The organism is Fenollaria timonensis, assembly GCF_001457835.1.
GTDB lineage: Bacteria > Bacillota > Clostridia > Tissierellales > Peptoniphilaceae > Fenollaria > Fenollaria timonensis.
Genome location: NZ_LN898230.1, coordinates 805,256 through 828,400, shown reverse-complemented (window position 1 = coordinate 828,400; position 23,145 = coordinate 805,256). Strand labels below are relative to the sequence as shown.

The 23,145-nt window shown below is 35.0% G+C and carries 26 protein-coding genes; all 26 read left to right on the top strand.

The window, feature by feature from the left end:
- Nucleotides 1-22 precede the first annotated feature (22 nt).
- Nucleotides 23-1,240: a peptidase T gene (gene pepT, locus BN3004_RS07015; RefSeq protein ID WP_058260480.1), complete on the top strand. Its 1,218-nt coding sequence runs from the start codon at nt 23-25 to the stop codon at nt 1,238-1,240.
- A complete protein-coding gene (locus BN3004_RS07010; RefSeq protein WP_058260479.1) occupies nt 1,237-1,752 on the top strand; it encodes a macro domain-containing protein in 516 nt (171 codons plus the stop codon). Before pepT ends, BN3004_RS07010 begins: the two co-directional genes overlap by 4 nt.
- 142 nt (nt 1,753-1,894) lie before the next feature.
- Complete coding sequence (locus BN3004_RS07005) at nt 1,895-2,614, top strand: hypothetical protein (protein ID WP_058260478.1); 720 nt, start codon at nt 1,895-1,897, stop codon at nt 2,612-2,614.
- An 11-nt stretch (nt 2,615-2,625) separates the two neighbouring features.
- Nucleotides 2,626-3,249 (top strand): CBS domain-containing protein, encoded by a 624-nt coding sequence (locus tag BN3004_RS07000; protein ID WP_058260477.1) that lies wholly within the window; start codon nt 2,626-2,628, stop codon nt 3,247-3,249.
- A 145-nt stretch (nt 3,250-3,394) separates the two neighbouring features.
- Entirely contained in the window at nt 3,395-4,570 is a 1,176-nt protein-coding gene (locus tag BN3004_RS06995; RefSeq protein ID WP_058259271.1) for an ISL3 family transposase, read from the top strand.
- A gap of 382 nt (nt 4,571-4,952) precedes the next feature.
- Nucleotides 4,953-5,447 carry a crossover junction endodeoxyribonuclease RuvC gene (gene ruvC, locus BN3004_RS06990; RefSeq protein ID WP_058260476.1) on the top strand — a complete coding sequence of 165 codons (495 nt, stop codon included), beginning with the start codon at nt 4,953-4,955 and terminating at the stop codon, nt 5,445-5,447.
- A 2-nt stretch (nt 5,448-5,449) separates the two neighbouring features.
- The gene (gene ruvA / locus BN3004_RS06985) at nt 5,450-6,031 is read left to right on the top strand and encodes a Holliday junction branch migration protein RuvA (RefSeq protein WP_058260475.1); all 582 of its coding nucleotides are present in this window, start codon (nt 5,450-5,452) and stop codon (nt 6,029-6,031) included.
- A gap of 8 nt (nt 6,032-6,039) precedes the next feature.
- Entirely contained in the window at nt 6,040-7,059 is a 1,020-nt protein-coding gene (gene ruvB / locus BN3004_RS06980) for a Holliday junction branch migration DNA helicase RuvB (RefSeq protein WP_058260474.1), read from the top strand.
- A complete protein-coding gene (locus tag BN3004_RS06975; RefSeq protein WP_058260473.1) occupies nt 7,049-8,356 on the top strand; it encodes a SpoIID/LytB domain-containing protein in 1,308 nt (435 codons plus the stop codon). Before ruvB ends, BN3004_RS06975 begins: the two co-directional genes overlap by 11 nt.
- Nucleotides 8,346-9,374 carry a tRNA preQ1(34) S-adenosylmethionine ribosyltransferase-isomerase QueA gene (gene queA / locus BN3004_RS06970; protein WP_058260472.1) on the top strand — a complete coding sequence of 343 codons (1,029 nt, stop codon included), beginning with the start codon at nt 8,346-8,348 and terminating at the stop codon, nt 9,372-9,374. The genes BN3004_RS06975 and queA overlap by 11 nt, the downstream gene beginning before the upstream one ends.
- Before the next feature lies 1 nt (nt 9,375).
- Nucleotides 9,376-10,488, top strand: coding sequence for a tRNA guanosine(34) transglycosylase Tgt (gene tgt, locus BN3004_RS06965; protein ID WP_058260471.1), 1,113 nt, complete (start codon nt 9,376-9,378; stop codon nt 10,486-10,488).
- 38 nt (nt 10,489-10,526) lie between these two features.
- Nucleotides 10,527-10,871 (top strand): preprotein translocase subunit YajC, encoded by a 345-nt coding sequence (gene yajC / locus BN3004_RS06960; RefSeq protein ID WP_148344916.1) that lies wholly within the window; start codon nt 10,527-10,529, stop codon nt 10,869-10,871.
- A gap of 86 nt (nt 10,872-10,957) precedes the next feature.
- A complete protein-coding gene (locus BN3004_RS06955; RefSeq protein ID WP_058260470.1) occupies nt 10,958-11,623 on the top strand; it encodes an NfeD family protein in 666 nt (221 codons plus the stop codon).
- Between the two features lies 1 nt (nt 11,624).
- Entirely contained in the window at nt 11,625-12,620 is a 996-nt protein-coding gene (floA, locus tag BN3004_RS06950; RefSeq protein WP_058260469.1) for a flotillin-like protein FloA, read from the top strand.
- Nucleotides 12,621-12,626: 6 nt separating this feature from the next.
- Complete coding sequence (locus BN3004_RS06945) at nt 12,627-13,148, top strand: hypothetical protein (protein WP_058260468.1); 522 nt, start codon at nt 12,627-12,629, stop codon at nt 13,146-13,148.
- On the top strand, nt 13,141-14,145 hold the full coding sequence (locus tag BN3004_RS06940) for a PhoH family protein (RefSeq protein ID WP_058260467.1): 1,005 nt from the start codon (nt 13,141-13,143) through the stop codon (nt 14,143-14,145). The genes BN3004_RS06945 and BN3004_RS06940 overlap by 8 nt, the downstream gene beginning before the upstream one ends.
- Nucleotides 14,126-14,569 carry an rRNA maturation RNase YbeY gene (gene ybeY / locus BN3004_RS06935; RefSeq protein WP_058260700.1) on the top strand — a complete coding sequence of 148 codons (444 nt, stop codon included), beginning with the start codon at nt 14,126-14,128 and terminating at the stop codon, nt 14,567-14,569. Before BN3004_RS06940 ends, ybeY begins: the two co-directional genes overlap by 20 nt.
- 23 nt (nt 14,570-14,592) lie before the next feature.
- Nucleotides 14,593-15,009, top strand: coding sequence for a cytidine deaminase (gene cdd / locus BN3004_RS06930; RefSeq protein WP_278315524.1), 417 nt, complete (start codon nt 14,593-14,595; stop codon nt 15,007-15,009).
- A 10-nt stretch (nt 15,010-15,019) separates the two neighbouring features.
- Nucleotides 15,020-15,898, top strand: coding sequence for a GTPase Era (gene era, locus BN3004_RS06925; protein WP_058260465.1), 879 nt, complete (start codon nt 15,020-15,022; stop codon nt 15,896-15,898).
- Entirely contained in the window at nt 15,885-16,607 is a 723-nt protein-coding gene (recO, locus tag BN3004_RS06920; protein WP_058260464.1) for a DNA repair protein RecO, read from the top strand. The genes era and recO overlap by 14 nt, the downstream gene beginning before the upstream one ends.
- A gap of 10 nt (nt 16,608-16,617) precedes the next feature.
- Nucleotides 16,618-17,508, top strand: a complete 891-nt coding sequence (gene glyQ, locus BN3004_RS06915; RefSeq protein ID WP_058260463.1) for a glycine--tRNA ligase subunit alpha — start codon at nt 16,618-16,620, stop codon at nt 17,506-17,508.
- Nucleotides 17,498-19,582, top strand: a complete 2,085-nt coding sequence (gene glyS, locus BN3004_RS06910; protein ID WP_058260462.1) for a glycine--tRNA ligase subunit beta — start codon at nt 17,498-17,500, stop codon at nt 19,580-19,582. Before glyQ ends, glyS begins: the two co-directional genes overlap by 11 nt.
- Nucleotides 19,583-20,404, top strand: coding sequence for a pyruvate, water dikinase regulatory protein (locus BN3004_RS08460; RefSeq protein ID WP_058260461.1), 822 nt, complete (start codon nt 19,583-19,585; stop codon nt 20,402-20,404). It abuts the gene before it with no gap.
- A complete protein-coding gene (locus tag BN3004_RS06900) occupies nt 20,397-21,419 on the top strand; it encodes a deoxyguanosinetriphosphate triphosphohydrolase (protein ID WP_058260460.1) in 1,023 nt (340 codons plus the stop codon). Before BN3004_RS08460 ends, BN3004_RS06900 begins: the two co-directional genes overlap by 8 nt.
- Nucleotides 21,416-21,745: a CHC2 zinc finger domain-containing protein gene (locus BN3004_RS06895; RefSeq protein ID WP_058260459.1), complete on the top strand. Its 330-nt coding sequence runs from the start codon at nt 21,416-21,418 to the stop codon at nt 21,743-21,745. The genes BN3004_RS06900 and BN3004_RS06895 overlap by 4 nt, the downstream gene beginning before the upstream one ends.
- Nucleotides 21,742-23,142 carry a DNA primase gene (gene dnaG, locus BN3004_RS06890; protein ID WP_082244127.1) on the top strand — a complete coding sequence of 467 codons (1,401 nt, stop codon included), beginning with the start codon at nt 21,742-21,744 and terminating at the stop codon, nt 23,140-23,142. The genes BN3004_RS06895 and dnaG overlap by 4 nt, the downstream gene beginning before the upstream one ends.
- Nucleotides 23,143-23,145: the final 3 nt, after the last annotated feature.

Genomic DNA, 23,145 nt, shown 5'->3' with positions numbered 1-23,145 from the left:
GAATCAATAAAGGAGTGATTTTATGAAAGATATCTTAGTAGATCGTTTTATTAAATACGCAAAGATTGATACTAAATCAGACGAGGAGTCTCCAAATTGCCCAAGCAGTCCGAAGATTATGGAATTTGCAAAGAAATTAAGAGATGAACTTATTGAATTAGGTTTGGAAGATGTTGAGCTTGATGAGCACGCTTATCTATATGCCACACTTCCAGCAAATACAGATGAAGAGAAGGACGTACTAGGCCTTATAGCGCACATGGATACTTCACCTGATATGAGCGGGGAGAATGTTAAGCCAAGAATCGTTGAAAAATACGATGGCAAGGACATAGTTCTTAATGAAGAAGAAAACATTATTCTAAGTCCAAATGACTTCCCAGAGCTAAATGATTACGTAGGAGACGACCTAATAGTAACTGATGGAACTACATTATTAGGCGCTGACGATAAGGCAGGCGTTGCTGAAATAGTTACAGCTATGGAATACTTCATCAAAAATCCAGATATAAAGCACGGCAAGATTAGAATTGCTTTTACACCAGACGAAGAAATTGGTAGAGGTGCAGATTTGTTTGACGTTAAGAAATTTGGTGCAGATTATGCCTTCACTATTGACGGCGGACCACTTGGAGAGATAGAGTATGAAAACTTCAATGCAGCATCTGCTAAGATTACTATAAAGGGTAGAAACGTTCATCCAGGTTCAGCAAAGAACAAGATGATAAATTCACAATTAGTAGCGATGGAATATAACGCTATGCTACCAGTTAACGAAAGACCAGAGTATACAGAAGGCTACGAAGGCTTTATACTACTAACAAATATAAAAGGCACAGTAGAAGAAACACAAATGCACTACATCATCAGAGACTTCACTAAAGAAGGCTTTGCATCAAAGAAGTGCTTAATGAAAGACGCTCAAGACTACATTAACTACAAATATAATGAAGCAATGGAACTAGACATTAAAGACTCTTATTACAATATGTATGAAAAGATAGAGCCAAGACTAGAAATAGTTGAACTAGCTAAAAAAGCTATGGTAAACGCAGGCGTTGAGCCAATGGTTACACAAGTTAGAGGCGGAACAGATGGCGCAAGACTTTCATTTATGGGTCTTCCTTGTCCAAACATCTTCACAGGCGGTATGAACTACCACGGAAGGTATGAGTACGTTTCTATACAATCAATGGAAAAGGCTTTTAAAACAGTAGTTGAACTAGTTAAGCTTGTATGATAATTAATTCTTGCGAAGTACAAGCCATTTATAAAGATATATTTGATTTAGATGTAGAATGCATAGTGAATCCCGCGAACAACTCCTTATTAGGAGGTGGCGGACTAGATGGACTGATACACCAAAACGATGGCGAAGAGCTTCTAGATGACACAGTGAAGCTTGCTGGCACATACACAAGCGGAGCCAAAATTACACGGGCGCACAAACTTAAAAATGATTACATCATACATGTAGTTGGCCCTATGGACTCAAATAAGAAAAAGTATCAGCTTTTAGAAAAGACTTACCTTAATTTACTAAGTCTTGCTGATGAATACAAGATCAAGACGATAGCCATACCAGCAATTTCATGCGGAGCCTTTGCTACGGACATTAAAGAAGCGAGCAAGATTGCTATTAGCGCAATAAAGTCATATCTTCAAAATAATGACTCTACTATAGAAAAAATTTATATAAGCCTTAATAATTATAAATTTTTTGAAGAATATCAAAATTTATTAAATGAGTAGAAGAAAATAAAAAGTTTTTAATCAAGTACACATCAAGCCTATGTTAATTGTTAAATTTTCGACATAACTTAATTATTTTTTCTTAATATATTTTCACTCGAAAATGTAGTATAATTGAAATAAGATTAATGGAGGTAAGAAAATGCAAGTTGAGATTTCTAAATCTCATATCTGTGTTGGATTAAAACGCAATTTTCTTTATAGAGGTGACATAGATTCGCTTAAGTCCTTAATGAGCTTCTACGATATTAACATGGGAGTGCAAAATATATTTCCAAAGTATATTTCAATGGGTATACTAAGGAATAAAATTGCAAAAGCCATAGCCTACAGATCAGATGCTCACTGCGTATCCAGATCATTGTCCTTGCAAATACACGAAGACATCAATAGATTGGAGCTCTACATCTACCTAGATGGATATATCCAAGGCTTCAACAACGCTAAGTTAGCAAACGCTTTAGAAAAAGAAGCGCTTAAATTTTACAAGAGCAGCGATTTGGCAAATAAAAAGTATTTGTTTCAATTCAAGAACGTAAACAGAGACGTAAGGAATTTTAAGAAGAGACTAAGAAGTGAATTAATAAAAGAAGAGAAAAAGAGAGGAAAAGTTCTAGCTACTGTCTATGAATTCTCAAACAAAGTGATTAAAGACAAAACTTATTCCTTGAACAAATATGTAGATAGGCAATTAGAGCTTGACAGAGATGGTATCAATCCTGCAAGCATAATGATTCCTAAAGAAGATTTAAAGATAATTTATAAAGAAACATTTAAATTTATTTTAAATACATGTACCAATTTGTATACAGATGCATATTGGAACGGATTAAATGAAAGAGTTTTAAAAAGATACAGATAGGGGGTAGTATTATGTACGTAAGGAACTATATGATTCCTAAGGAAAAACTTACAACAGTAAAATCAAGCGAAACTATAGCTGAAGCTATCAAAAAGTTTGAAGAAGGAGACTTTTTGAGTTTACCAGTTGTTGATGGTGACAAGCTAATCGGTATTTTACACAAAGAAACAATATTTAGAACTTATTATGAATGGTCTTGCACAGACAAAGATAAGTTTTTACAAAAATTAGTTTCTGATTTTAATGAACAAAGGTACGAAAAGATATCTATCACATCAAATATCGAGCAAGCATCATATGCGCTTGGAAAGCTATCTATACCATTTTTAGCTGTTTTTGATGAGCAAGATAATTTTGCTGGTATACTAACACACAAGGCTATATTTGATGCTTTCAGTGAAGTATTCGGCATTAACAAAGGCAAGAGAATAGTTGTTCACATATTTGATATGCCAGGACAAATCTCAAGACTTGCTGGAATTATAAGAGATCAAAAAATCAATATCTTAAGCATGGTTGTAACAAGTGCTAAGGTTATGGGACTACTTAAAGTAATCTTAAGAGTTGAAGTTGAAGATGATACAAACATCACTAAAGTATTATCTGAAGCTGGCTTAAGAGTTGGTGAATGGTAAAATAAATTAAAATCGGCTGTATAATATCTATTGGGGAGTAAAACCTCAATAGATATTTTTTTGATAAAATTACAAAAAAAAGTTGCACTTGCACACATTTTATCCTATACTTAAAATACCACTACAACATAGGAGGTGTGTACAAGTGCAAGAATATAATACCATAAATTTGCTAGCTTGTAAAGATGTAGTTGTTAACAATTTTAAAGAAGGTGAAAATGTAGTAGTTATAGAAGCACAGACAAAAAAGTTAAAAAGCTGCCCATACTGTGGTTCTAAACATATCTGGGTTCATGATCACAGAACTCAAAAGATAAAAGATACACAGATGCATGGTAAAAAATGCATAATAAACCTAAGAAAAACTAGGTACAACTGTAAGTGCTGCGGGAAAAGAATTGATAGCAAAACAGAACTAGTAGCAAAGAAAATGACCATGACAAAAAGACTAGTAGCATCCATAGCTAGAGAGTTTAGAGAACTTTACTCAATAAAGTCAATATCAAGAAGATACTCAGTAAGCACATCAACAGTTACAAGAGTCCTATCTTACCTATCAGTAGAGAGAAAAAGTCTTCCAAAAGTACTTTTAATAGACGAGTTTAAAGGCGACAGCGGTTCATACAAGTATCAATGCTCACTTCTAGATGGCATAACACATGAAATCATAGACATAGTTAAAAGTAGGCAAGAAAATATTTTGTTTGAATACTTTAAAAACATACCAAAAGAAGAAAGAGAAAATGTAAAGATATTTGTTAGCGATATGTCAAAAACATTTAAAAACGTTAAAAACGCATACTTTAAAAACGCAGTACACATAGCAGACAAATATCACTTCGTAAGACAAGTCTCTTGGAGCTTAGAAAACGTAAGAAAGAGAATACAAAAAGATACATCAGCAGAAATGAGAATATACCTAAAAAGAAGTAAAAGCATACTTACAAAACCAATGCCAAAACTTAATGATGATCAAAAGCGAGAAGCAGCTCTAATGCTAGAGATAAGCGAAGAGCTAAGACTAGCATATGGCTTAAAAGAATCCTTCTATCAAGAAGTTCTAGTGCAGAAAAACAAAGAACAAGCACAATACAAGGTAAACGCATGGATAGACATATGTAAAAAATCAAAACTTAAAGAGTTTAAATCATGTATAACAGCCTTTACAAACTGGTCTGATGAAATTACAAACTCATTTGACTACAAACATTCAAATGGAGCACTAGAAGGAAAACATACAAAGATAAAGACACTAAAAAGAAACAGCTTTGGTATGAGAAACTTCGAGAGGTTCAGAAAAAGAATAATGCTTTTAGACTAAAATATATATATAAAACATCATAAAAACCTAATAAGCCTATATAGGTTTATTAGTCATGCAAAAATTACATAAATTTGTGTTATTTTAAGTATATAAATTAAAAACGTGCAAATGTTAGTTTTAACATAAAAAGAGAGACTTAAATCAATAAGTCTCCCCAATATTTGACATAGAGCCTTAAAATCATTGAAGCCGCCTTATTAGGTGGCTTTTTTAATTGCTTAGTTGGACCTCTCTTTCTAAGCTTTTTTATTAACTTAAGCTCGTGAGAAACGATTTTCGTCTTTATCAAGATGGGCGCAATATAAAAACGCATCAAGTGCTTGAACTTATGCCTCTTTTGTAGTATAATATAAATTATAATGGAGGAGTAGGAGGCAAAATGAGAATTTTAGGTATAGACCCAGGCATCGCTATAGTAGGTGTGGGCATCATTGATTATGACGGCAATAAGGCTCGCGATGTGTTCTACGACGCAATCACGACGCACAAGGACCTTAGCCTAGATAAAAGACTTGAGAAGATTTACTTTGAGCTTGGAGCTATAATTGACAAGTATGATCCAGACGAAGCAGCTATCGAAGAACTTTTTTATTTTAAAAATCAAAAAACAGTTATACAAGTTGCTGAAGCGAGAGGAGTTACGCTTCTTTGCTTAAAGCACAAGAATCTTGCTACATATGAGTACACTCCACTTCAAATTAAACAAGCTGTTACTGGTTATGGTAGGGCTGAGAAAAAGCAGATGCAAGAGATGGTTAAGACTTTTCTTCACTTAGAAAAGGTGCCAAAGCCTGACGACGTTGCTGACGCTTTAGCAGTTGCTCTAACTCATAGCGCAAGTATTAATTTTAAAGATCAATTTTTATTGAGGTAAATATGTTTGAATATATGATAGGTGAGGTTGTAGATAAGAAGAAGGACTACATAGTTTTATTAGTAAATAATATTGCTTACAAAGTTTTTACATCGAAAGAAACTATGGAGAGCGATATCTACGACGGCGAAGTAAAAATTTATATGAATTTAGTAGTTAGGGAAGATGACATGAGTCTATATGGCTTTGCCAATAGATACGAAGTCGACTTTTTTAATCTGATTACAACGGTTAATGGCGTTGGACCAAAGACTGCCATAGGTATTTTGTCTGAACAAAAGGTAGTTGATCTACAAAAGGCCATTGTCACAAATGATGAAAAAGCCTTGATGAAGGCGCCTGGCATAGGTAAGAAAACTGCTCAAAGAATCATTCTTGAGCTTAAAGACAAAGTTAGCAAGGGAAGCGAATTTGAAGACCTTGCAAATGTTGTAAGTGTTGGCAGCAACCTAAACGAAGCTATAGAAGCGCTTACTTCACTTGGTTACAACAAATACGAAATTACTAGCGTTGCCAAAGGTTTAGACGAGACTATGGAAGTAGAAGATTTAATTAAAGAGCTATTGAAAAGGCTTTCAAAGTAGGTGTTTAAGTGGAAGAAGATAGATTAATAACAACTGATTTGAGGTCAGGCGAAGAAAATTTTGACAATTCACTCAGACCAAAGTGGTTTAATGACTACATTGGTCAAGATAGCGTTAAAGAAAAGCTAAAAATCTTTGTTAATGCTGCAAAGATGAGAGGCGAGCCACTTGACCACGTTCTTTTATATGGACCACCAGGACTTGGCAAAACTACACTTGCGAACATCATCGCAAATGAGATGGGTGTTAATATCAAGATAACCTCAGGTCCTGCGATTGAAAGACCGGGCGATTTGGCATCAGTACTAACGAATTTAAAAGATGACGATGTATTATTTATTGACGAGATACATAGAATATCACGTTCTGTAGAAGAAATACTTTATCCAGCGATGGAGGACTATTCTCTAGACTTAATCATAGGCAAGGGCCCATCGGCAAGGTCGGTTAGGATAGACCTTTCAAGATTTACGCTAATAGGCGCGACTACTAGAGCGGGACTATTATCTTCACCATTAAGAGATAGATTTGGTGTTATACTAAATCTAGACCTTTATGATGAAGACTCACTTTGCGAGATAGTTACGAGATCTGCCGGCATCTTGGATGTAGAAATTGATGAGGCAGGCGCAAGAGAGATAGCTAGAAGATCAAGAGGCACGCCTAGAATTGCTAATAGGCTACTGAAGAGGGTTAGAGACTACTCTTTAGTGCTTGAAGATGGTTCTATAAGTGGCAAAATTGCTAAAAAAGGCCTAGATATATTAGAAATAGACCACTATGGCCTTGACAAAACTGACAGAAAGATACTTGATGTTATGATAAATACTTATGGTGGCAGGCCAGTCGGCTTAGATACGCTTGCAGCATCATCGAATGAAGAGAGAACTACGATAGAAGATGTTTACGAGCCATATCTAATTCAGCTTGGCTTTATCGCAAGAACGCCAAGAGGCAGAGTAGCAACCAAACTAGCTTATGATCACATGGGCTACAAGTATAACGAAGGAGAAAACTATGAAGAATAAAATATTAATTATATTGACAATATTTTTGCTAGCATTTTCTATAAACATTGCTAAAGCAGAGACTGGATATGAGCATATAAGTAATGTTGATGTAAAGCTTGGTATAAGCGCGCAAAACATGAACGAATTAAAACTATACAGTGACGATGGTTTTGAAGTGAGAGATATGTACTCTAATTTAAGCCTATTTCAAAGCTTTGAAAAGAGTATCGTTCTTAAATTAAATGGCCAAAACTATGATATATATGATGCTCAAGGAGTTTTTCTATCAAGCATGGCAACAAACAAGTCTATGAAGATTCAATCTCCTAGTTCGAGTCCTATCAAGATAAATAATAAAAGATACAGAGGCTACTTAACATTTGATACAGTTGACAAGCAATTGGCTGCTATTAACAATGTCGGCCTTGAAGAGTACCTTTATGGCGTCGTTCCTAGAGAGATGCCAAGCACTTTCTCATACGAAGCACTTAAGACACAAGCAGTAGCGGCTAGATCTTATGCGGTTTGTAGCGTTACAAGAAATAAGGATAAATCATTTGATTTATATGATACCGTATCTAGCCAAGTTTATGGCGGTTTTGACGCTGAAAGAGACAATGTGAGAAAAGCGGTCGATGAAACTAGAGGACAAATCTTATTGTCTGAAGGCAAGGTTGTTAACGCGACTTATTCATCATCCAATGGTGGCTATACAGCAGACGCTAACGATGTTTGGGGCGCTAAGTATAAGTATTTAATCTCAAAAGAAGATAAATATTCAATAAATGAGCCAAATTATAATTGGAATTTTGAAATTAATGCAAATGACTTAATTAACGGACTTAAAAAGCAAGGCATTAATGTAAATTCGATTAATCAAATTTATGTAAAAGAAAATAATAATAGCAAGAGAGTTAAGACAGTTGCTATAATGGACGGCGCTAAAGAAGTGCTTGTCAATAACAATAAATTTAAGAACGCCATAGGCGCGAATAAATTTAAGAGCAGTATGTATACAATTGAGGCGAGCGGAGTAAGCACTGCTACGCAAGCGCCAGAGAACGATAGTGATGGCGAAGTAACTGTTTTATTTGAAGATGGCGTTGCTGTATTTATAAGTAGTGAAGCTAGTGAAAAAGCTAGTCCAAGCCCAGTTATAAGCGCTGATGCAAAAATTAAGATAGCTGGTCACGGCTGGGGCCACGGTGTTGGACTAAGCCAATGGGGCGCAAACAACATGGCTAAGGCCGGACTAAAATATGATGAAATACTAAAATTCTACTATGACGGAGCTGAAATAAGTAATGGAAACTAAAGATTTTTACTATGATCTACCTGAGGAGCTAATTGCACAGCACCCCATAGACAAAAGAGATGAATCAAGACTTATGGTCTTGGACAGAAAAACTGGCAAGGTCGAACACATGATTTTTCATGACATAATAAACCTTCTTCATGAAGGAGACGTGCTAGTTGCAAACGATAGCAAGGTAATACCTGCAAGACTCTTTGGCAATAGGCCTGGAAAAGAAGAAAAGATAGAAGTTCTTCTAATTTCACAAACAGAAGAAGACACTTGGAAGACTCTTGTTAAGCCGGGCAAGAAGATGAAGATAGGCAGTGAAATTGAATTTGGTCACGGTCTTTTAAGAGCTGAAGTTGTTGATATTGATGACGACGGCGTTAGATATATAAAATTTAAATACGATGGAATTTTTCTTGAGATATTAAATGAACTTGGCGAGATGCCTCTTCCACCATATATCAAGGAAAGACTTGAAGACAAGGACAGATACCAAACTGTTTACGCTAAGAACCTTGGTTCAGCAGCCGCACCAACAGCGGGCCTACACTTTACTAAAGAGCTATTAAAAGAGCTAGAAGATAAGGGCGTGAAGATAGTTTATCTAACACTTCATGTTGGTCTTGGCACTTTTAGACCTGTGAAAGTAACAGATGTTGAGAAACATAAGATGCACAGTGAGTTTTATAACCTTTCTGAAGAGGCGAGCGAGACCATAAACAAAGCAAAAAAAGAAGGCAGAAGAGTTATAGCTGTTGGAACTACTACAGTTAGAACGCTTGAAACGATAGCTGCAAAGGGCGAGATCAAGGCTAGTCACGGATGGACTGATATATTCATATATCCTGGCTTTGAATATAAGGCAGTTGATGCACTAATCACGAACTTCCACTTACCTGAGTCAACGCTAATTATGCTAGTAAGCGCCTTTGCTTCAAAAGAGATGATACTTAACGCATATGCGGAAGCTGTTAAAGAAAGATACAGATTTTTCAGCTTTGGCGATGCAATGTTTATATTGGATAGATAATATGGAATTTGAATTAATTAAAACAGATAGTAAAACTAAAGCAAGAGCTGGTCTAATGAAGCTAAAGCATGGCGTTGTTGAGACGCCTATCTTCATGCCGGTGGGAACGAGAGCAACGGTTAAGACCATGACGCCTGATGAGCTTAAGGACTTAGGCGCTCAAATCATTCTTTCGAACACATATCACTTGCATTTAAGACCTGGCGAAGACATAGTTCACAAAGCAGGTGGACTTCACAAGTTTATGAACTGGGATAAGCCTATATTAACAGATAGCGGCGGATTTCAAGTTTTTAGCTTGGGTGGCATGAGAAAGATAAGTGAAGAAGGAGTTGAGTTTCGTTCACATATAGATGGCTCAAAGCTATTCATATCTCCTGAGAAATCGATTGAGATACAAACAAAGCTTGGTAGCGACATCATGATGGCATTTGACGAGTGCGCTCCTTATCCTGCATCTAGAGAATACATTATAAACTCGATGCACAGAACGACTAGGTGGCTTGAAAGATGTAAGGACGCTTGGACCGATAGAGAGAATCAAAATCTATTCGGCATTATTCAAGGAGGTCTTTACAAGGACCTTCGTGAAGAGCATGCGAAAGAAATTTGCTCTATTGACTTGCCTGGTTATGCTGTTGGCGGCCTTTCAGTAGGTGAACCAGTTGATTTGATGAATGAAGTATTGGACCATGTAACTGATTTTATGCCTGAGGATAAGCCGAGATACAATATGGGCGTTGGTACGCCATTATACTTATTTGAATCAGTTGAAAGAGGTATAGATATGGCGGACTGCGTTCTGCCAACAAGAATCTCGAGAAATGGAACGCTTATGACTTCACACGGTAGACTTGTAATAAAGAACGCTAAGTACAAGGAAGACTTCACTAAGCCAGACCCTGAGTGTGACTGCTACACTTGTAGTCATTACTCAAGAGCTTATTTAAGACATCTTTTCAATGTTGACGAGATACTTGCTTATAGATTAGCTACTATTCATAATTTAACTTTCTTACTAAAGATGATGAAGAATATTAGAGAATCAATTTTAGGAGATTATTTCTTAGAGTATAAACACGAATTTTATAAAAAATATGGATATTTAAAGTAATATAGTGTATAATAGTATTAACAATATAGGGAGGTTATATGATGACATTAAATTTTTTAGCAGGAGCTCAACAAGCAAACGCAAGCGGATCATTACTTAGCATGATAATTCCATTTGTATTATTTGGTGCATTCGCATACTTCTTTTTAATCAGACCACAAAAGAAACAAGCACAAAAGTTACAAGAACTAAGAGACTCACTTAAGATAGGTGATCAAATCGTAACTATTGGTGGTATCTTAGGTAAGATTGTTCAAATTAAAGAAGATGTTTATGTAATCGAAATAAATCCAGGATGCAATATGGAGATAGCTAAGTGGGCATTCAGAGACAAGGCATCTAGAAAAGAGATTAAGAACGTAGAAAAATCAGAAGATTTATAAAAAGCAAAGGCTGGTCATAGTGGTCAGCCTTGATTTTTTTGATTAAAGATGAGTGTTTTGGGTAAATATACTTAGGTGGTGATTTAATGCAAAATATATTTTTAGTGGCAAATACAGATGTTTTTTTATTGACCGATATAGCGGCATTTTTATTAGTAATCATAGGCACGCTCTTTTTAAGTCTTGCTTTAATAAAGAAGAAGCAAAGTGCTTACATAAGTTTATTTTTCTTAACACATTTTCTTTTGTTTGGATCTAGAATAGTATGTCAAACAAATAATTTTTATCCATTAGGATTATTCATATTTGCATGTATTTTTGTAGTTTTGGAAATATTTATACCGGGCTTCACTATAACAGGTGTACTTGGCTTACTAGCATATTTCACATCTGTAGTTTTAGCTTTTACTGACTATAGATATGGCTTAATGACTGTATTTATATTGATAAATTGCAATATAGCTTTCCTTAAGTACATGCTTAGTAAGGGTTACTCATTTAAGGGATTAACTCATCTTGTTTTAAGCACCGAATCAAATTTAAAAGAGAATAAAGAAGAAGTAAATGAGCTAGAAAAGCTCGTAGGAAGTAAGGCGAAATCAATCAGCTCTTTAGGACCCACAGGTTTTGTTTTGATTGATGGAGTCAAATATAACGCTATAAGCTACGATGGCTACCTAGACAATGGTCTTGATCTAAAGGTTATAGCAGTTAAAGGAAGATATCTAATAGTTGACAGGGAGGTTAAGTAAAATGTTTTTAGCAGGTTTTATTAATGCATTATTATCAGGGAAATTAATTTTTGTAATACTTGGGATTATAGTCTTAAGTATGTTCTTTTCGTTCGTTCCAATAGGTTTATGGATAACAGCATTCTTCTCAGGAGTTAAGGTTAGCATGGCTACACTTACAGGTATGAGACTTAGAAGAGTTGCTCCAAGCAAGATTATCAATCCAATGATTAAGGCTACAAAGGCCGGACTTGATATAAAGGTTAACGAACTAGAAGCTCACTACCTAGCTGGTGGTAATGTAGATACACTTGTTGACGCACTTATCGCAGCACAAAGAGCTGATATACCACTAGACTTTACTAGAGCAGCAGCTATTGACCTAGCTGGTCGTAATGTACTTGAAGCTGTTCAAGTAAGCGTAAACCCTAAGGTTATCGAGACTCCTTCCATATCCGCGGTTGCTATGAACGGTATCGAAGTCGTTGTAAAAGCAAGAGTAACTGTTAGAGCAAATATTGAGAGATTAGTCGGTGGTGCTGGTGAAGAAACTATCATCGCAAGAGTTGGTGAAGGTATTGTAACTACAGTTGGTAGTGCGGATACACATAAGGCCGTGCTTGAAAATCCTGATAGCATTTCAAAGACAGTTCTTAAAAAGGGTCTTGACTCAGGAACAGCATTTGAAATACTTTCTATAGACATAGCTGATATCGACGTTGGTAGAAACATCGGAGCTAAACTACTTATGGATCAAGCAGACGCTGATAAGAAGATAGCTCAAGCTAAGGCAGAAGAAAGACGTGCCATGGCCGTTGCTAGCGAACAAGAAATGAAGGCTGAAGTTCAAAAGATGAAGTCAAAAGTTGTTGAAGCTGAAAGAGAAGTTCCTCTAGCTATAGCTGAAGCGCTAAAGAACGGCAACTTAGGAGTTATGGATTATTACAAGATGAATAATATCAACTCAGATACTGATATGAGAAAGTCCATATCCGATACACAAAAGCTAGATAAGTAGGATAATATGGATGGATTATTTGTATTAGCGTTTTTATTTATGCTAATATCATCTATCGTCACTACTGTAAATGAGGCTAATAAGAAGAAAAAGCAAAGAGATATTTTAGATAAAAAGCTTGATGAAATTTACACTAGAACGATGGGAAATGCTAATAAAGCAAATGATAGAGAGAAGCAAAAACGTGAAAAGGTAAAAAAGATAGGTAATTTAGAAAAGCATTATGATGAAGCAATCAGGGATGATTACAAAGAAAGAGCCAATGATTATTTCTCAGAAAAAAGCAAAAAGCTTGATGAATACCTTTCTAGAGATATTAAAGATAGGCTTCGTGATTATAAAGCAGAAAAAGAGGAAAAGCTTAGAGAAGAAAATAATGAAGTAATTGCAGCTCAAAATAACGCGTATAATGAAATTGAGTCTGAAGAGATCGATGGTATTATTTTTACAAAAGAAAATTTAGCTAGATCTATAGTAATAAAAGAAATTTTAGACAAACCACTTACCTTAAGGAGGATTAATGAGTAGAGAACTTAATTTTGACAGCAATAAGCAAGAAGCATTGGCTGGTAATTTAGATACAAATATCAAAATAATTGAAAAAGAACTAGACGTGAAGCTTGATATCAAATCTGATAAGATTGTGATAGCTTCAGGTGATGAAGAGAAAGAGGTTATGACTGAGAGACTTATAAAAGCCTTGTCAAGTCTTATCGACACACAAAAATCACTTAGTAAAGAGGACATATACTACTCCATCAATCTAGTGAAAAAATCCAAAGAACATCAATTATATGATATACAGAAGGATGTAGTTGCAATTACTAGCGAGGGCAAAACCATCAGACCAAAGACTATTGGCCAAAAAAGATATGTTGATATGATTAGAAAGTCAGGTATTACCTTTGGTATAGGACCTGCAGGTACTGGTAAGACTTATCTTGCCATCGCCATGGCGGTTAATGCTTTCAAAAATAAAGAAGTATCTAAGATTATATTAACTAGACCAGCTGTGGAAGCAGGCGAAAACCTTGGTTTCTTGCCAGGCGACCTAAAGGAAAAGGTTGACCCATATTTAAGGCCAGTTTATGACGCCTTATATGAAATTATGGGCAAGGAGCAATATGAAAAGAACGCCGAAAGAGGACTTATCGAAGTCGCTCCACTTGCCTATATGAGAGGAAGAACTTTGGATAAGGCTTTCATAATTCTTGATGAAGCGCAAAATACTACTGAAGAGCAAATGAAGATGTTTTTAACAAGGATGGGCTTTAACTCTAAGGTTATAGTGACTGGCGACATCACACAAAGGGATTTACCTAAGGGAAAGAAGTCAGGTCTAATTGCTGCTAGCCATATCTTAAGAAATATAAATGGCATTAGCTTTATCGAACTTACTCAAACTGACGTTGTTAGAAATATACTTGTACAAAGAATTATCGAAGCATATAATGCATATGAGAGCAAAAAGCTTGATAAAGAAAGTAAAGAGAGAGAAGAAAAAGATGGACATAGTGATAAATAACGAAAACAATTATCCGATAGGGGCTTCTTACGAAGATACTATGAAGAGGATCGCTTCACTTGCTTTAAAGATGGAAGGTCTTGAAGATCACTACGAGGTGGGTCTTACTTATGTATCGAAGGACGAGATAAAGGATTTAAATAGAGAGTATAGAAATATTGATAAAGTGACTGACGTTTTATCTTTTCCTCTTATAGAAGATTTTTCATCTGATGAGACTCTCTTAGGTGATGTAGTTATCTCATATGAAGCAGCCCAGGAGCAAGCAAAGGAATATGGTCACAGCCTTGAAAGAGAAATCTTGTTTCTCTTCACTCACAGCATACTGCACTTACTTGGCTACGACCACATTGAGGACGAAGACAGAGTCATTATGGAAGAAAGACAAAGAGAAATACTTGATGAGCTTAAAATCAAGCGTTAAATATTGAATTTATCACTAATTTATTGTATAATAAAGATTCGAGGGATGACATGGAATATAAAGAACTAGTTGAATCAGCCTTAAGCGTTTTAGATAGATCATACTCAGTTTATTCTAAATATAAAGTTGCTGCAGCCGTTGAAATGGACGACGGCAGTGTTTATAATGGCGTAAATATTGAGAATGCATCTTATGGCTTAACAATTTGTGCTGAGCAAAGCGCTATAGCAAATGCCATTACGAATGGCGATTCAAGAAAGATAAATAAGATTGCAATAGTTAATCCAGATTCATATCCGTTCCCGTGTGGAGCGTGTAGACAATTTATTAGTGAGTTTACAAAGGATGCTAAGATAATTGTTGCGAGGAACACGGGCGATTACAAAGTGTATAATATAAAAGATCTGTTACCAGCATCTTTTTCATTAGATGATAAATAGAGGTGAGACGATGGAATTCAAATCAGGCTATGTAGCTGTTGTAGGTAGGCCAAACGCTGGCAAATCAACGCTACTGAATAAACTTCTTAAGTTTAATATATCAATAATCTCTGATAAACCGCAAACAACAAGGGATATAATCAATTTTATATATACAGATGATGATGCACAAATCATCTTCATGGATACACCTGGCTATCAAATCGCTAGAAATAAACTAGGAGACTACATGGATAAGGCCATGAGATCAGCTATTGAAGATGCTGACATGGTACTATATATTATAGATGGCTCTGTGCCATTTAAGGCCGGAGAAAAAGAACTTATGGATATAGTTACGAGCTCAAATAAAGATGTAGTTATCGCTATAAACAAGATTGATAAAGAGGAATCATACTTAGATGAAATCATCGCTGAGATTAACTCGAGAAATCTTAAAGCTATTACTGTGCCAATAAGCGCTGCTAATGACGAGAACTTAGATAAATTATTAGATGAGATTAAAAACACATTAAAACCTGGACCAATGTACTACGACGGCGAGTATTTAACTGATAAGCCGATGAAGTTTATAGTCTCAGAGGTGATTAGACAAAAGTGCCTGTTGTACTTATCTGAAGAAATACCTCACGGCATCAACGTTGAAATTATTAAATACGAAGAACTTGATGACAAGGTAAATATTGAAGCAATTATATACTGCGAAAGAGAAAGTCACAAGGGCATAGTCATTGGCAAGGACGCTTCTATGATTAAAAAGATTAGACTTGCCGCTAAAAAGGATATAAAGGAAATGCTTGACACGGATATTAATCTTAGCCTAAATGTAAAGGTTGCCAAAAACTGGAGAAAGAACGAAGACAAGGTGAAATTCTTTGGATACAAGTAAATCCGAAAAGTTTAGAGGCATAGTAATTGCAAGCAAAAGTGATCAGAAGAACGGTAAGATACTTGAGATATATACAGTAGAATTAGGACGTATCAAGGCTTACGTAAGAAGCGCATATGATTTAAGAGATAATGTTGCGAGGAGCTCTTTTGTATTTACTGAATCAGAATTTACTCTATCGCAATATAAAGAGATATTCATGGTGAATGACTCAAAAGTTTTATATGCACCAAAGCTTTTAGATACAGATATGAAAAAGCTACATGATTTTGCCTTTTTATCAGAGCTGCTTGTAACCTTGCTTAATACACAAGAAGGCGACGAGTACATCTACAGCATGATACTAACTATGCTAAACATTATGGACATATATCCAGAAAAAGCAGAGCTAATAATACTAGCCTTTATTTTGAAACTTATATACATACTAGGCTATTTCCCTAGGATACAAATAAAGGATGGGCTTAATAGCTACAGTTTTAATTATGAAGATGGCGTGATTATTCCGAGAGACAAAGCTTACTCGAACAAGACCATAACGATAAGAGAACTTAGCTTTGTTAAGCACTTATTGAACAGCAAATTTACGGATTTAATTGCTATAGACTGCGAAGATAAATCTATAGCAAATTTAAAAAGATTATTTATAAATTATATTTTATATATATTTGATAAAGATGAATTTAAGACTCTTAAAGTCAAATATTGAGGAGGACAAAATGTATTTTCAAGATTTAATGATGAATCTACTAAACTATTGGAAGGACAAAGGCTGCTTAGTCATGGAGCCTTATGACGTTGAAAAAGGCGCTGGAACTATGAATCCACATACTTTTCTTAGGTCGCTTGGACCTGAACCATGGAGGGTTGTTTACGTAGAGCCATCTAGAAGACCAGCAGACGCAAGATATGGTGAGAACCCAAACAGAGTTTATCAACACCATCAATTACAAGTAATATTAAAACCATCGCCATATGATGTACAAGACCTATACCTAGACAGCTTAAAAGCTATAGGCATAGACCCATTGAAGCACGATATAAGATTTGTTGAAGACAATTGGGAATCGCCTACACTAGGAGCTTGGGGCTTAGGATGGGAAGTTTGGCTTGACGGTATGGAAATAACTCAATTCACATATTTCCAACAAGTTGGTGGACTTAATCTAGATTTAGAATCCTCTGAATTAACTTACGGACTTGAAAGAATAGCTATGTATTTACAAGACGTTGACAATGTTTACGATATACAATGGAACGAGCACTTTACTTATGGAGACATATTTAAAAAGGCTGAGTACGAACACTCTGTATACAGCTTTGAACTAGCTGACAAAGACTTACTTCAAGAGATGTTTGAAAGATATGAGTCTGAGTGCAAGAGGGTTATCGAGGAAGGACTAATACTTCCAGCTTATGACTATGTACTTAAGTGCTCACACACATTTAACGTATTAGATGCGCTAGGAGCTATATCCGTTTCACAAAGAGCAAACTATATACTTAAGGTAAGGAGCTTAGCTAAGCTTATCGCAAGTAAATATGTAGAACAAAGGGAAGAGATGGGATTTCCTTTTACTAAGAAGGTAGGTTTTAACGATGGCAAATAGATACTTATTAGAAGTAGGTATGGAAGAATTACCTGCTAGCTACTCAAAATTAGCTATAGAACAATTTAAAAATGCTTTTGAAAAATTATTAAGTGAAAACTCATACGAAGACTTCGAAGTGAACGTATATACAACGCCTAGAAGAATCACTACTATAGTTGACAATATTATTGAAAACGAAAGCATAGAAAAAGAAGAGATAAAGGGACCATCAAAGACAATAAGCTTTGACCAAGATGGCAATCCAAGTAAGGCTCTTCAAGGCTTTTTAAAGTCAAAGGGCTTAAGCCTTGACGATATCTTTTATAAAGACATGGGCGGAACAGAATATGTTTTTGCTTCTGTTGAACACAAGAGCCTAAGCTTTACTGAACTTATTGAAGCTAATGCAGAAAGCATTATTAGAAAGATAGTTTTCCCTAAATCAATGAAGTGGGGCGGAAGAGATCTTAGATTTGCTAGACCTATCAGATGGATAGTATCTCTTTATAATGACAAAGTAGTTAAATTTAATTTAGAAAATATAAGAGTTTCTAATCTGACTAATGGTCACAGATTTTTATCTAAAAAGGATATAGATATACCTAATGCTCATGATTATATGAAGCTTATGGAAGATAATCATGTAATCGTTGACAATGAAGAGAGAAAAGCAAAGATTAGACTTGAATCAGAAAGACTAGCTAAGTCTGTTGGCGGAAGCTTACAAGATGATGAGGCTATCATAGATCAAGTTACTAATTTAGTTGAGTATCCTACGCCACTACTTGGAACAATCAAGGATCAATACTTAGAACTACCTGATGAAGTAGTAATAACACCTATGAAGGACCACTTAAGATACTTCCCAGTAGTTGATTCAAAGAACAGACTTATGAATCACTTCATTACTATTAGAAATGGTGACGATAAATATCTAGATATAGTTAGACAAGGTAATGAAAAAGTACTTGCTGCTAGACTTGAAGACGCAAAATTCTTCTTCAATGAAGACAGAAAGAAAGATCTTGAAGAATATGTTAATGATTTAAAAACTATAGTCTTCCAAGATAAGTTAGGAACACTATATGATAAAACATTAAGAAATATTAAACTAGCAGAAAAGATATGTGATGACTTAAACGTGGGAGATGAAACGCTAGAAACTACTAAGAGAGCAGCCTATCTTTCTAAAGCAGACCTTGCTACTAAGCTTGTTGTTGAATTTACTGAGCTACAAGGCGTTATGGGCAAGATCTATGCCAATCTATCAGGCGAGCCTATAGGCGTTCAAGAAGCAATTTACGAACACTATCTACCAAGATTTGCTCAAGACTCACTTCCAACAACTACAGCAGGCGTTGTACTTGCAATGGCAGATAAACTTGATACTATATCAGGACTATTCGCAATTGGTACAAAACCAAGTGGCTCACAAGACCCATTTGGTATAAGAAGAGCAAGTTTGGGTATCATTAATATAGTATTAGAAAAGTCTTTAGACATATCTATCGATTCGCTTGTAGAAGAAACATTATATAATTATGTTAAAATAAATGAACTAAAGTTTGATTACGATGAAGTTAAAAAGACTGTGCTAGACTATATAGAAACAAGATTTGTAGGTATATTACAAGACAGTAAATACGATGCAAACTTAATCAGAGCGGTTATTAACAAGCATAAAGATTTAAATTTACTAAGCATAAAACAAATTCTATCTAAGTTAGACGGCATTAAAGATAGCGAAGATTTTGAGGATGCAGTAGCTGCTTTTAGAAGAATATATCAAATATCTAAGGGCAAAGAATTCGAAAAAGTTGAGCCTAATCAAGATATCATGGAAGAAAGCGAAAGAGAATTATTTAATCTATATACTGAATTAAAAGCAAAAGATGAAAACATCCAAGACATGGATATAGTTGATGCGATAAAAGTACTTGCTACTTATAAAGACAGTATAGATAAGTTCTTAGACACAACTATGGTTTTAGTTGATAACAAGCTTATAAAGAATAACAGACTTTCACTTATATCACTAATTCTTGCTGAATTTAACTCCGTATTAGATTTTAAAGAAATAGAGGAGATTTAATTGAACGATATAACTATATTTGTAATTTCAGACTCAATAGGTGAAACAGCTGGTAAGATTGCTAGATCATGTATCAAGCAATTCTCGCCAGATGCTTATGAGATTAAAAGGTTTCCATATGTCGATAGTAAGGACAAGATCTTCAATGTCTTTGAAAAGGCAAAGCTTGTTCCATCTGTAGTTATATTTACTACAGTGCTTGAAGAACATGCCCAATACATTGAAAGCTTAGGTAAAAAATACAATATACCTACAGTTAATGTAATGAGCAAAGTTTTGGACTCCATCGAATCAGTATTGCATCAAGCACCTATTAGAGAAGCAGGATTAATTAGAAGGCTCGATCAAGAGTACTTCGATAAAGTCTCTGCAATAGAATTTGCTGTTAAGTATGATGACGGTAAGGATCCGAGAGGAATTATCTTAGCGGATGTTGTTTTGTTAGGTATATCAAGAACGTCTAAGACACCGCTTTCTATGTATTTAGCAAATAAAAATTACAAAGTAGCTAACGTACCACTACTTCCAGAGATAGAGCCGAGCGAATTTCTTTTTGAAAAGGATAAGAGAAGGATATTTGGTCTCATCGCATCTGATAGAAAGATAAACGAAATCAGAATTGAAAGGATGAGATCCTTAGGTATAGAAGACATAGGCAACTACGCTTGTACCGACAGAATCAACGAAGAGCTTTTATATTCTAAAGAAATAATGGGCAAGATTGGCTGCCAAGTAATTGATGTTACAAATAAAGCTATAGAAGAAACCGCATCGATAATAATTGATAGTTTAAATAGAGATTTTGGTGAGATGAATGACTAATTTTAGAGAAAATTATGAAGTATTTCAAAATTCCTACCTGTCTGAATACGCTTGCAGATGCTCAGATACAAAGGGAAGAAAGATTGAAGAAGAAAAGTGCACTATAAGAACTGACTTTCAAAGAGATAGAGACAGAATACTTCACTCAAAAGCGTTTAGAAGGCTTAAACATAAGACGCAAGTCTTCTTAGCACCACAAGGTGACCACTTTAGAACTAGACTTACTCATACACTAGAAGTAAGCCAGATAGCTAGAACCATAGCTAGAGCCTTAAGACTAAACGAAGATTTGGTTGAGGCTATATCCTTAGGTCACGACTTAGGACACACACCATTTGGTCACGCTGGTGAGAGCGCATTAAATGAAAAATGTAAGGACTTTGGTGGATTCAAGCACTACAAACAAAGTATAAGAGTTGTTGATGTACTTGAAAAGAGAAATGGTCGCTTCGGTCTAAACTTATCTGAAGAGGTAAGAGATGGTATACTTAATCATAGCGGACAAAATGAAGCCTTTACTCTTGAAGGAAAGTTAGTAAAGTTTGCAGATAGAATTGCTTATATCAATCACGATATAGACGATGCCATCAGAGCGGGTATATTATCAGAAAAGGATATACCAAAAGATTTGATAGAAATATTAGGAGATTCTCACTCAAAGAGAATAAATACCTTAATCACAGACATATTAAATGAAAGCTACGGACAAAATCACATAGCCATGTCGAAGGAGATTGGCGAAGCAATGGAGGCTTTAAGAACTTTCATGTTTAAGGAAGTTTACTTTAATCCAATAACTACCAAAGAACATGATAAGGCGAAAAACATAATATCAATGTTATATGATTATTATGTGGAGCATCCTGAAAAATTACCTGAGAATATTAAAGAGATAGATGCAAGTCTTAATCAACAAATATGTGACTATATCGCGGGTATGTCTGATATATATGCAATAAACGAATTTAACAAGATATATGTACCACAAACGTGGAAAAATGAGGTTATACTATGAAAGTAATTAATGCAGCAGTCATTGATAAAATTAAAGAATTTAATAATATTGAAGATGTGATTGGAGAAAATATTAAACTTGAGAAAAAAGGCACATCTTATACTGGCCTGTGCCCATTTCATAAAGAAAAGACTCCTTCCTTCCACGTTAATAGCAAGGACGGTTACTACAAGTGCTTTGGCTGCGGTGAAGCGGGCGACGTTATTACTTTTATAGAAAAGTATAAAAACTACTCTTTCCAAGAAGCAGTTGAGTACCTTGCAGATAGGGCAAATATTACGCTTCAAGAAGCAACGGCAAAAAAAAAACTGAAAATGATCTCATAGAGAAATTTTATGATATCAATAAAACAGCTCTTGACTTCTTCCAAAATCAAATACTAAAGTCAAAGATTGCTATTGATTATTTGATGAAGAGGAAGTTAGATAAAGACACTGTATTAAAATATCAATTAGGCTACGCACCAAACGAGTGGACAGCGCTTAAAGACTATTTACTAAGCAAGGGTTATGACGAAAACTTCATAATTAGAGCAGGCCTTGCGAAGAGAAAAGAAGGAAAAGATAGTTCATACGACACTTTTAGAAACAGACTAGTTTTTCCTATAGTGGACTCACATAACCACGTTCTCGGTTTTAGCGCAAGAAGTTTGGATAATAGTATGCCTAAGTACTTAAACACTAGCGAAAATATCGTTTTTAAGAAGAGAGAATTATTATTTGGCTACAATATATATAAAAAAGAAGCTGATAGAGATAAAATACTATTGGTAGAAGGAAACATTGATGTAATGAGTCTTTATCAAGCGGGCGTTAATTACGCTGTTGCCAATCTTGGCACTGCCTTTACCATAAACCAAGCTAATCTACTTAAGAGAAATGCGAAGAAGATTTATATCTGCTACGATGGTGATAAGGCAGGTAAAAACGCAACACACAAGGCGATTGATATACTTAGGTCAATAGACGCTAAGGCAAATGTAGTTGAACTACCTGAGGGTCTTGATCCAGATGATTATATTAAGAAGTATGGTCTTGCTGGCTTTACAGCAAAGATAAACGAAGCAAAAAATTCTGTAGAGTACGAAGTTTCAGAGCTTATGGAGCTTTATGACGTTAACGATCCTGAAAGCCTTCTTCAGCTTATCAATGAACTATCAGATTTATTATCAAAGATAAACGATAAGATTGAAAGAGAGATTTACATAGACTACATTTCAAGGGTCTACTCTATAGACAATAGACTATTAACAAATCAAGTTTCAAAAACAAAGTACGTTAACAATTATAAAGAAAAATACACTGTACCAGAGGTACCAAGAATTAAAAAGTTAGATATAGAAATTATCGATGAGAATCTTTTAATATATGCTCTTGCAGATATTAAATATTTTAAATATATTAATAAGGAAATTTCTATAGATAATTACAGTAAAGTGTTTAAAGTTAATATGCCACTACTTAAGTCCAAATACGAGGGCAATGGCGAGATAGAGCTTGATGACTTTGATTTAGCCGATAAAGAAAATGCGCTTTTAGAGATTGATAGTATTAGAAAGAAATCGGAAGAATCTACTTACATGAATCTCGAAGAATTATTAGAAAAAAGAGAGAAGCTAAAATCAAAGGATTACGTAAGCGATTTATTGAGCCAGATTAATGATGGCAAAAGTGACGTGATGGAGCTTTTAAAATTAATTAAAAAGCAAAAAGATAATGAATGATGA

Excerpts from the sequence above, each read along its gene's own strand:
- pepT (WP_058260480.1), top strand. The coding sequence starts at position 23 with ATGAAAGATATCTTAGTAGATCGTTTTATTAAATACGCAAAGATTGAT.
- ruvC (WP_058260476.1), top strand. The coding sequence starts at position 4,953 with ATGAGAATTTTAGGTATAGACCCAGGCATCGCTATAGTAGGTGTGGGC.
- ybeY (WP_058260700.1), top strand. The coding sequence starts at position 14,126 with ATGGACATAGTGATAAATAACGAAAACAATTATCCGATAGGGGCTTCT.
- BN3004_RS06940 (WP_058260467.1), top strand. The coding sequence starts at position 13,141 with ATGAGTAGAGAACTTAATTTTGACAGCAATAAGCAAGAAGCATTGGCT.
- yajC (WP_148344916.1), top strand. The coding sequence starts at position 10,527 with ATGATGACATTAAATTTTTTAGCAGGAGCTCAACAAGCAAACGCAAGC.
- queA (WP_058260472.1), top strand. The coding sequence starts at position 8,346 with ATGGAAACTAAAGATTTTTACTATGATCTACCTGAGGAGCTAATTGCA.
- BN3004_RS06895 (WP_058260459.1), top strand. The coding sequence starts at position 21,416 with ATGAAAGTAATTAATGCAGCAGTCATTGATAAAATTAAAGAATTTAAT.
- BN3004_RS06945 (WP_058260468.1), top strand. The coding sequence starts at position 12,627 with ATGGATGGATTATTTGTATTAGCGTTTTTATTTATGCTAATATCATCT.
- era (WP_058260465.1), top strand. The coding sequence starts at position 15,020 with ATGGAATTCAAATCAGGCTATGTAGCTGTTGTAGGTAGGCCAAACGCT.
- BN3004_RS06955 (WP_058260470.1), top strand. The coding sequence starts at position 10,958 with ATGCAAAATATATTTTTAGTGGCAAATACAGATGTTTTTTTATTGACC.
- BN3004_RS07005 (WP_058260478.1), top strand. The coding sequence starts at position 1,895 with ATGCAAGTTGAGATTTCTAAATCTCATATCTGTGTTGGATTAAAACGC.
- glyS (WP_058260462.1), top strand. The coding sequence starts at position 17,498 with ATGGCAAATAGATACTTATTAGAAGTAGGTATGGAAGAATTACCTGCT.
- glyQ (WP_058260463.1), top strand. The coding sequence starts at position 16,618 with ATGTATTTTCAAGATTTAATGATGAATCTACTAAACTATTGGAAGGAC.
- BN3004_RS06900 (WP_058260460.1), top strand. The coding sequence starts at position 20,397 with ATGACTAATTTTAGAGAAAATTATGAAGTATTTCAAAATTCCTACCTG.
- floA (WP_058260469.1), top strand. The coding sequence starts at position 11,625 with ATGTTTTTAGCAGGTTTTATTAATGCATTATTATCAGGGAAATTAATT.
- ruvA (WP_058260475.1), top strand. The coding sequence starts at position 5,450 with ATGTTTGAATATATGATAGGTGAGGTTGTAGATAAGAAGAAGGACTAC.
- BN3004_RS07010 (WP_058260479.1), top strand. The coding sequence starts at position 1,237 with ATGATAATTAATTCTTGCGAAGTACAAGCCATTTATAAAGATATATTT.
- tgt (WP_058260471.1), top strand. The coding sequence starts at position 9,376 with ATGGAATTTGAATTAATTAAAACAGATAGTAAAACTAAAGCAAGAGCT.
- BN3004_RS07000 (WP_058260477.1), top strand. The coding sequence starts at position 2,626 with ATGTACGTAAGGAACTATATGATTCCTAAGGAAAAACTTACAACAGTA.
- BN3004_RS06975 (WP_058260473.1), top strand. The coding sequence starts at position 7,049 with ATGAAGAATAAAATATTAATTATATTGACAATATTTTTGCTAGCATTT.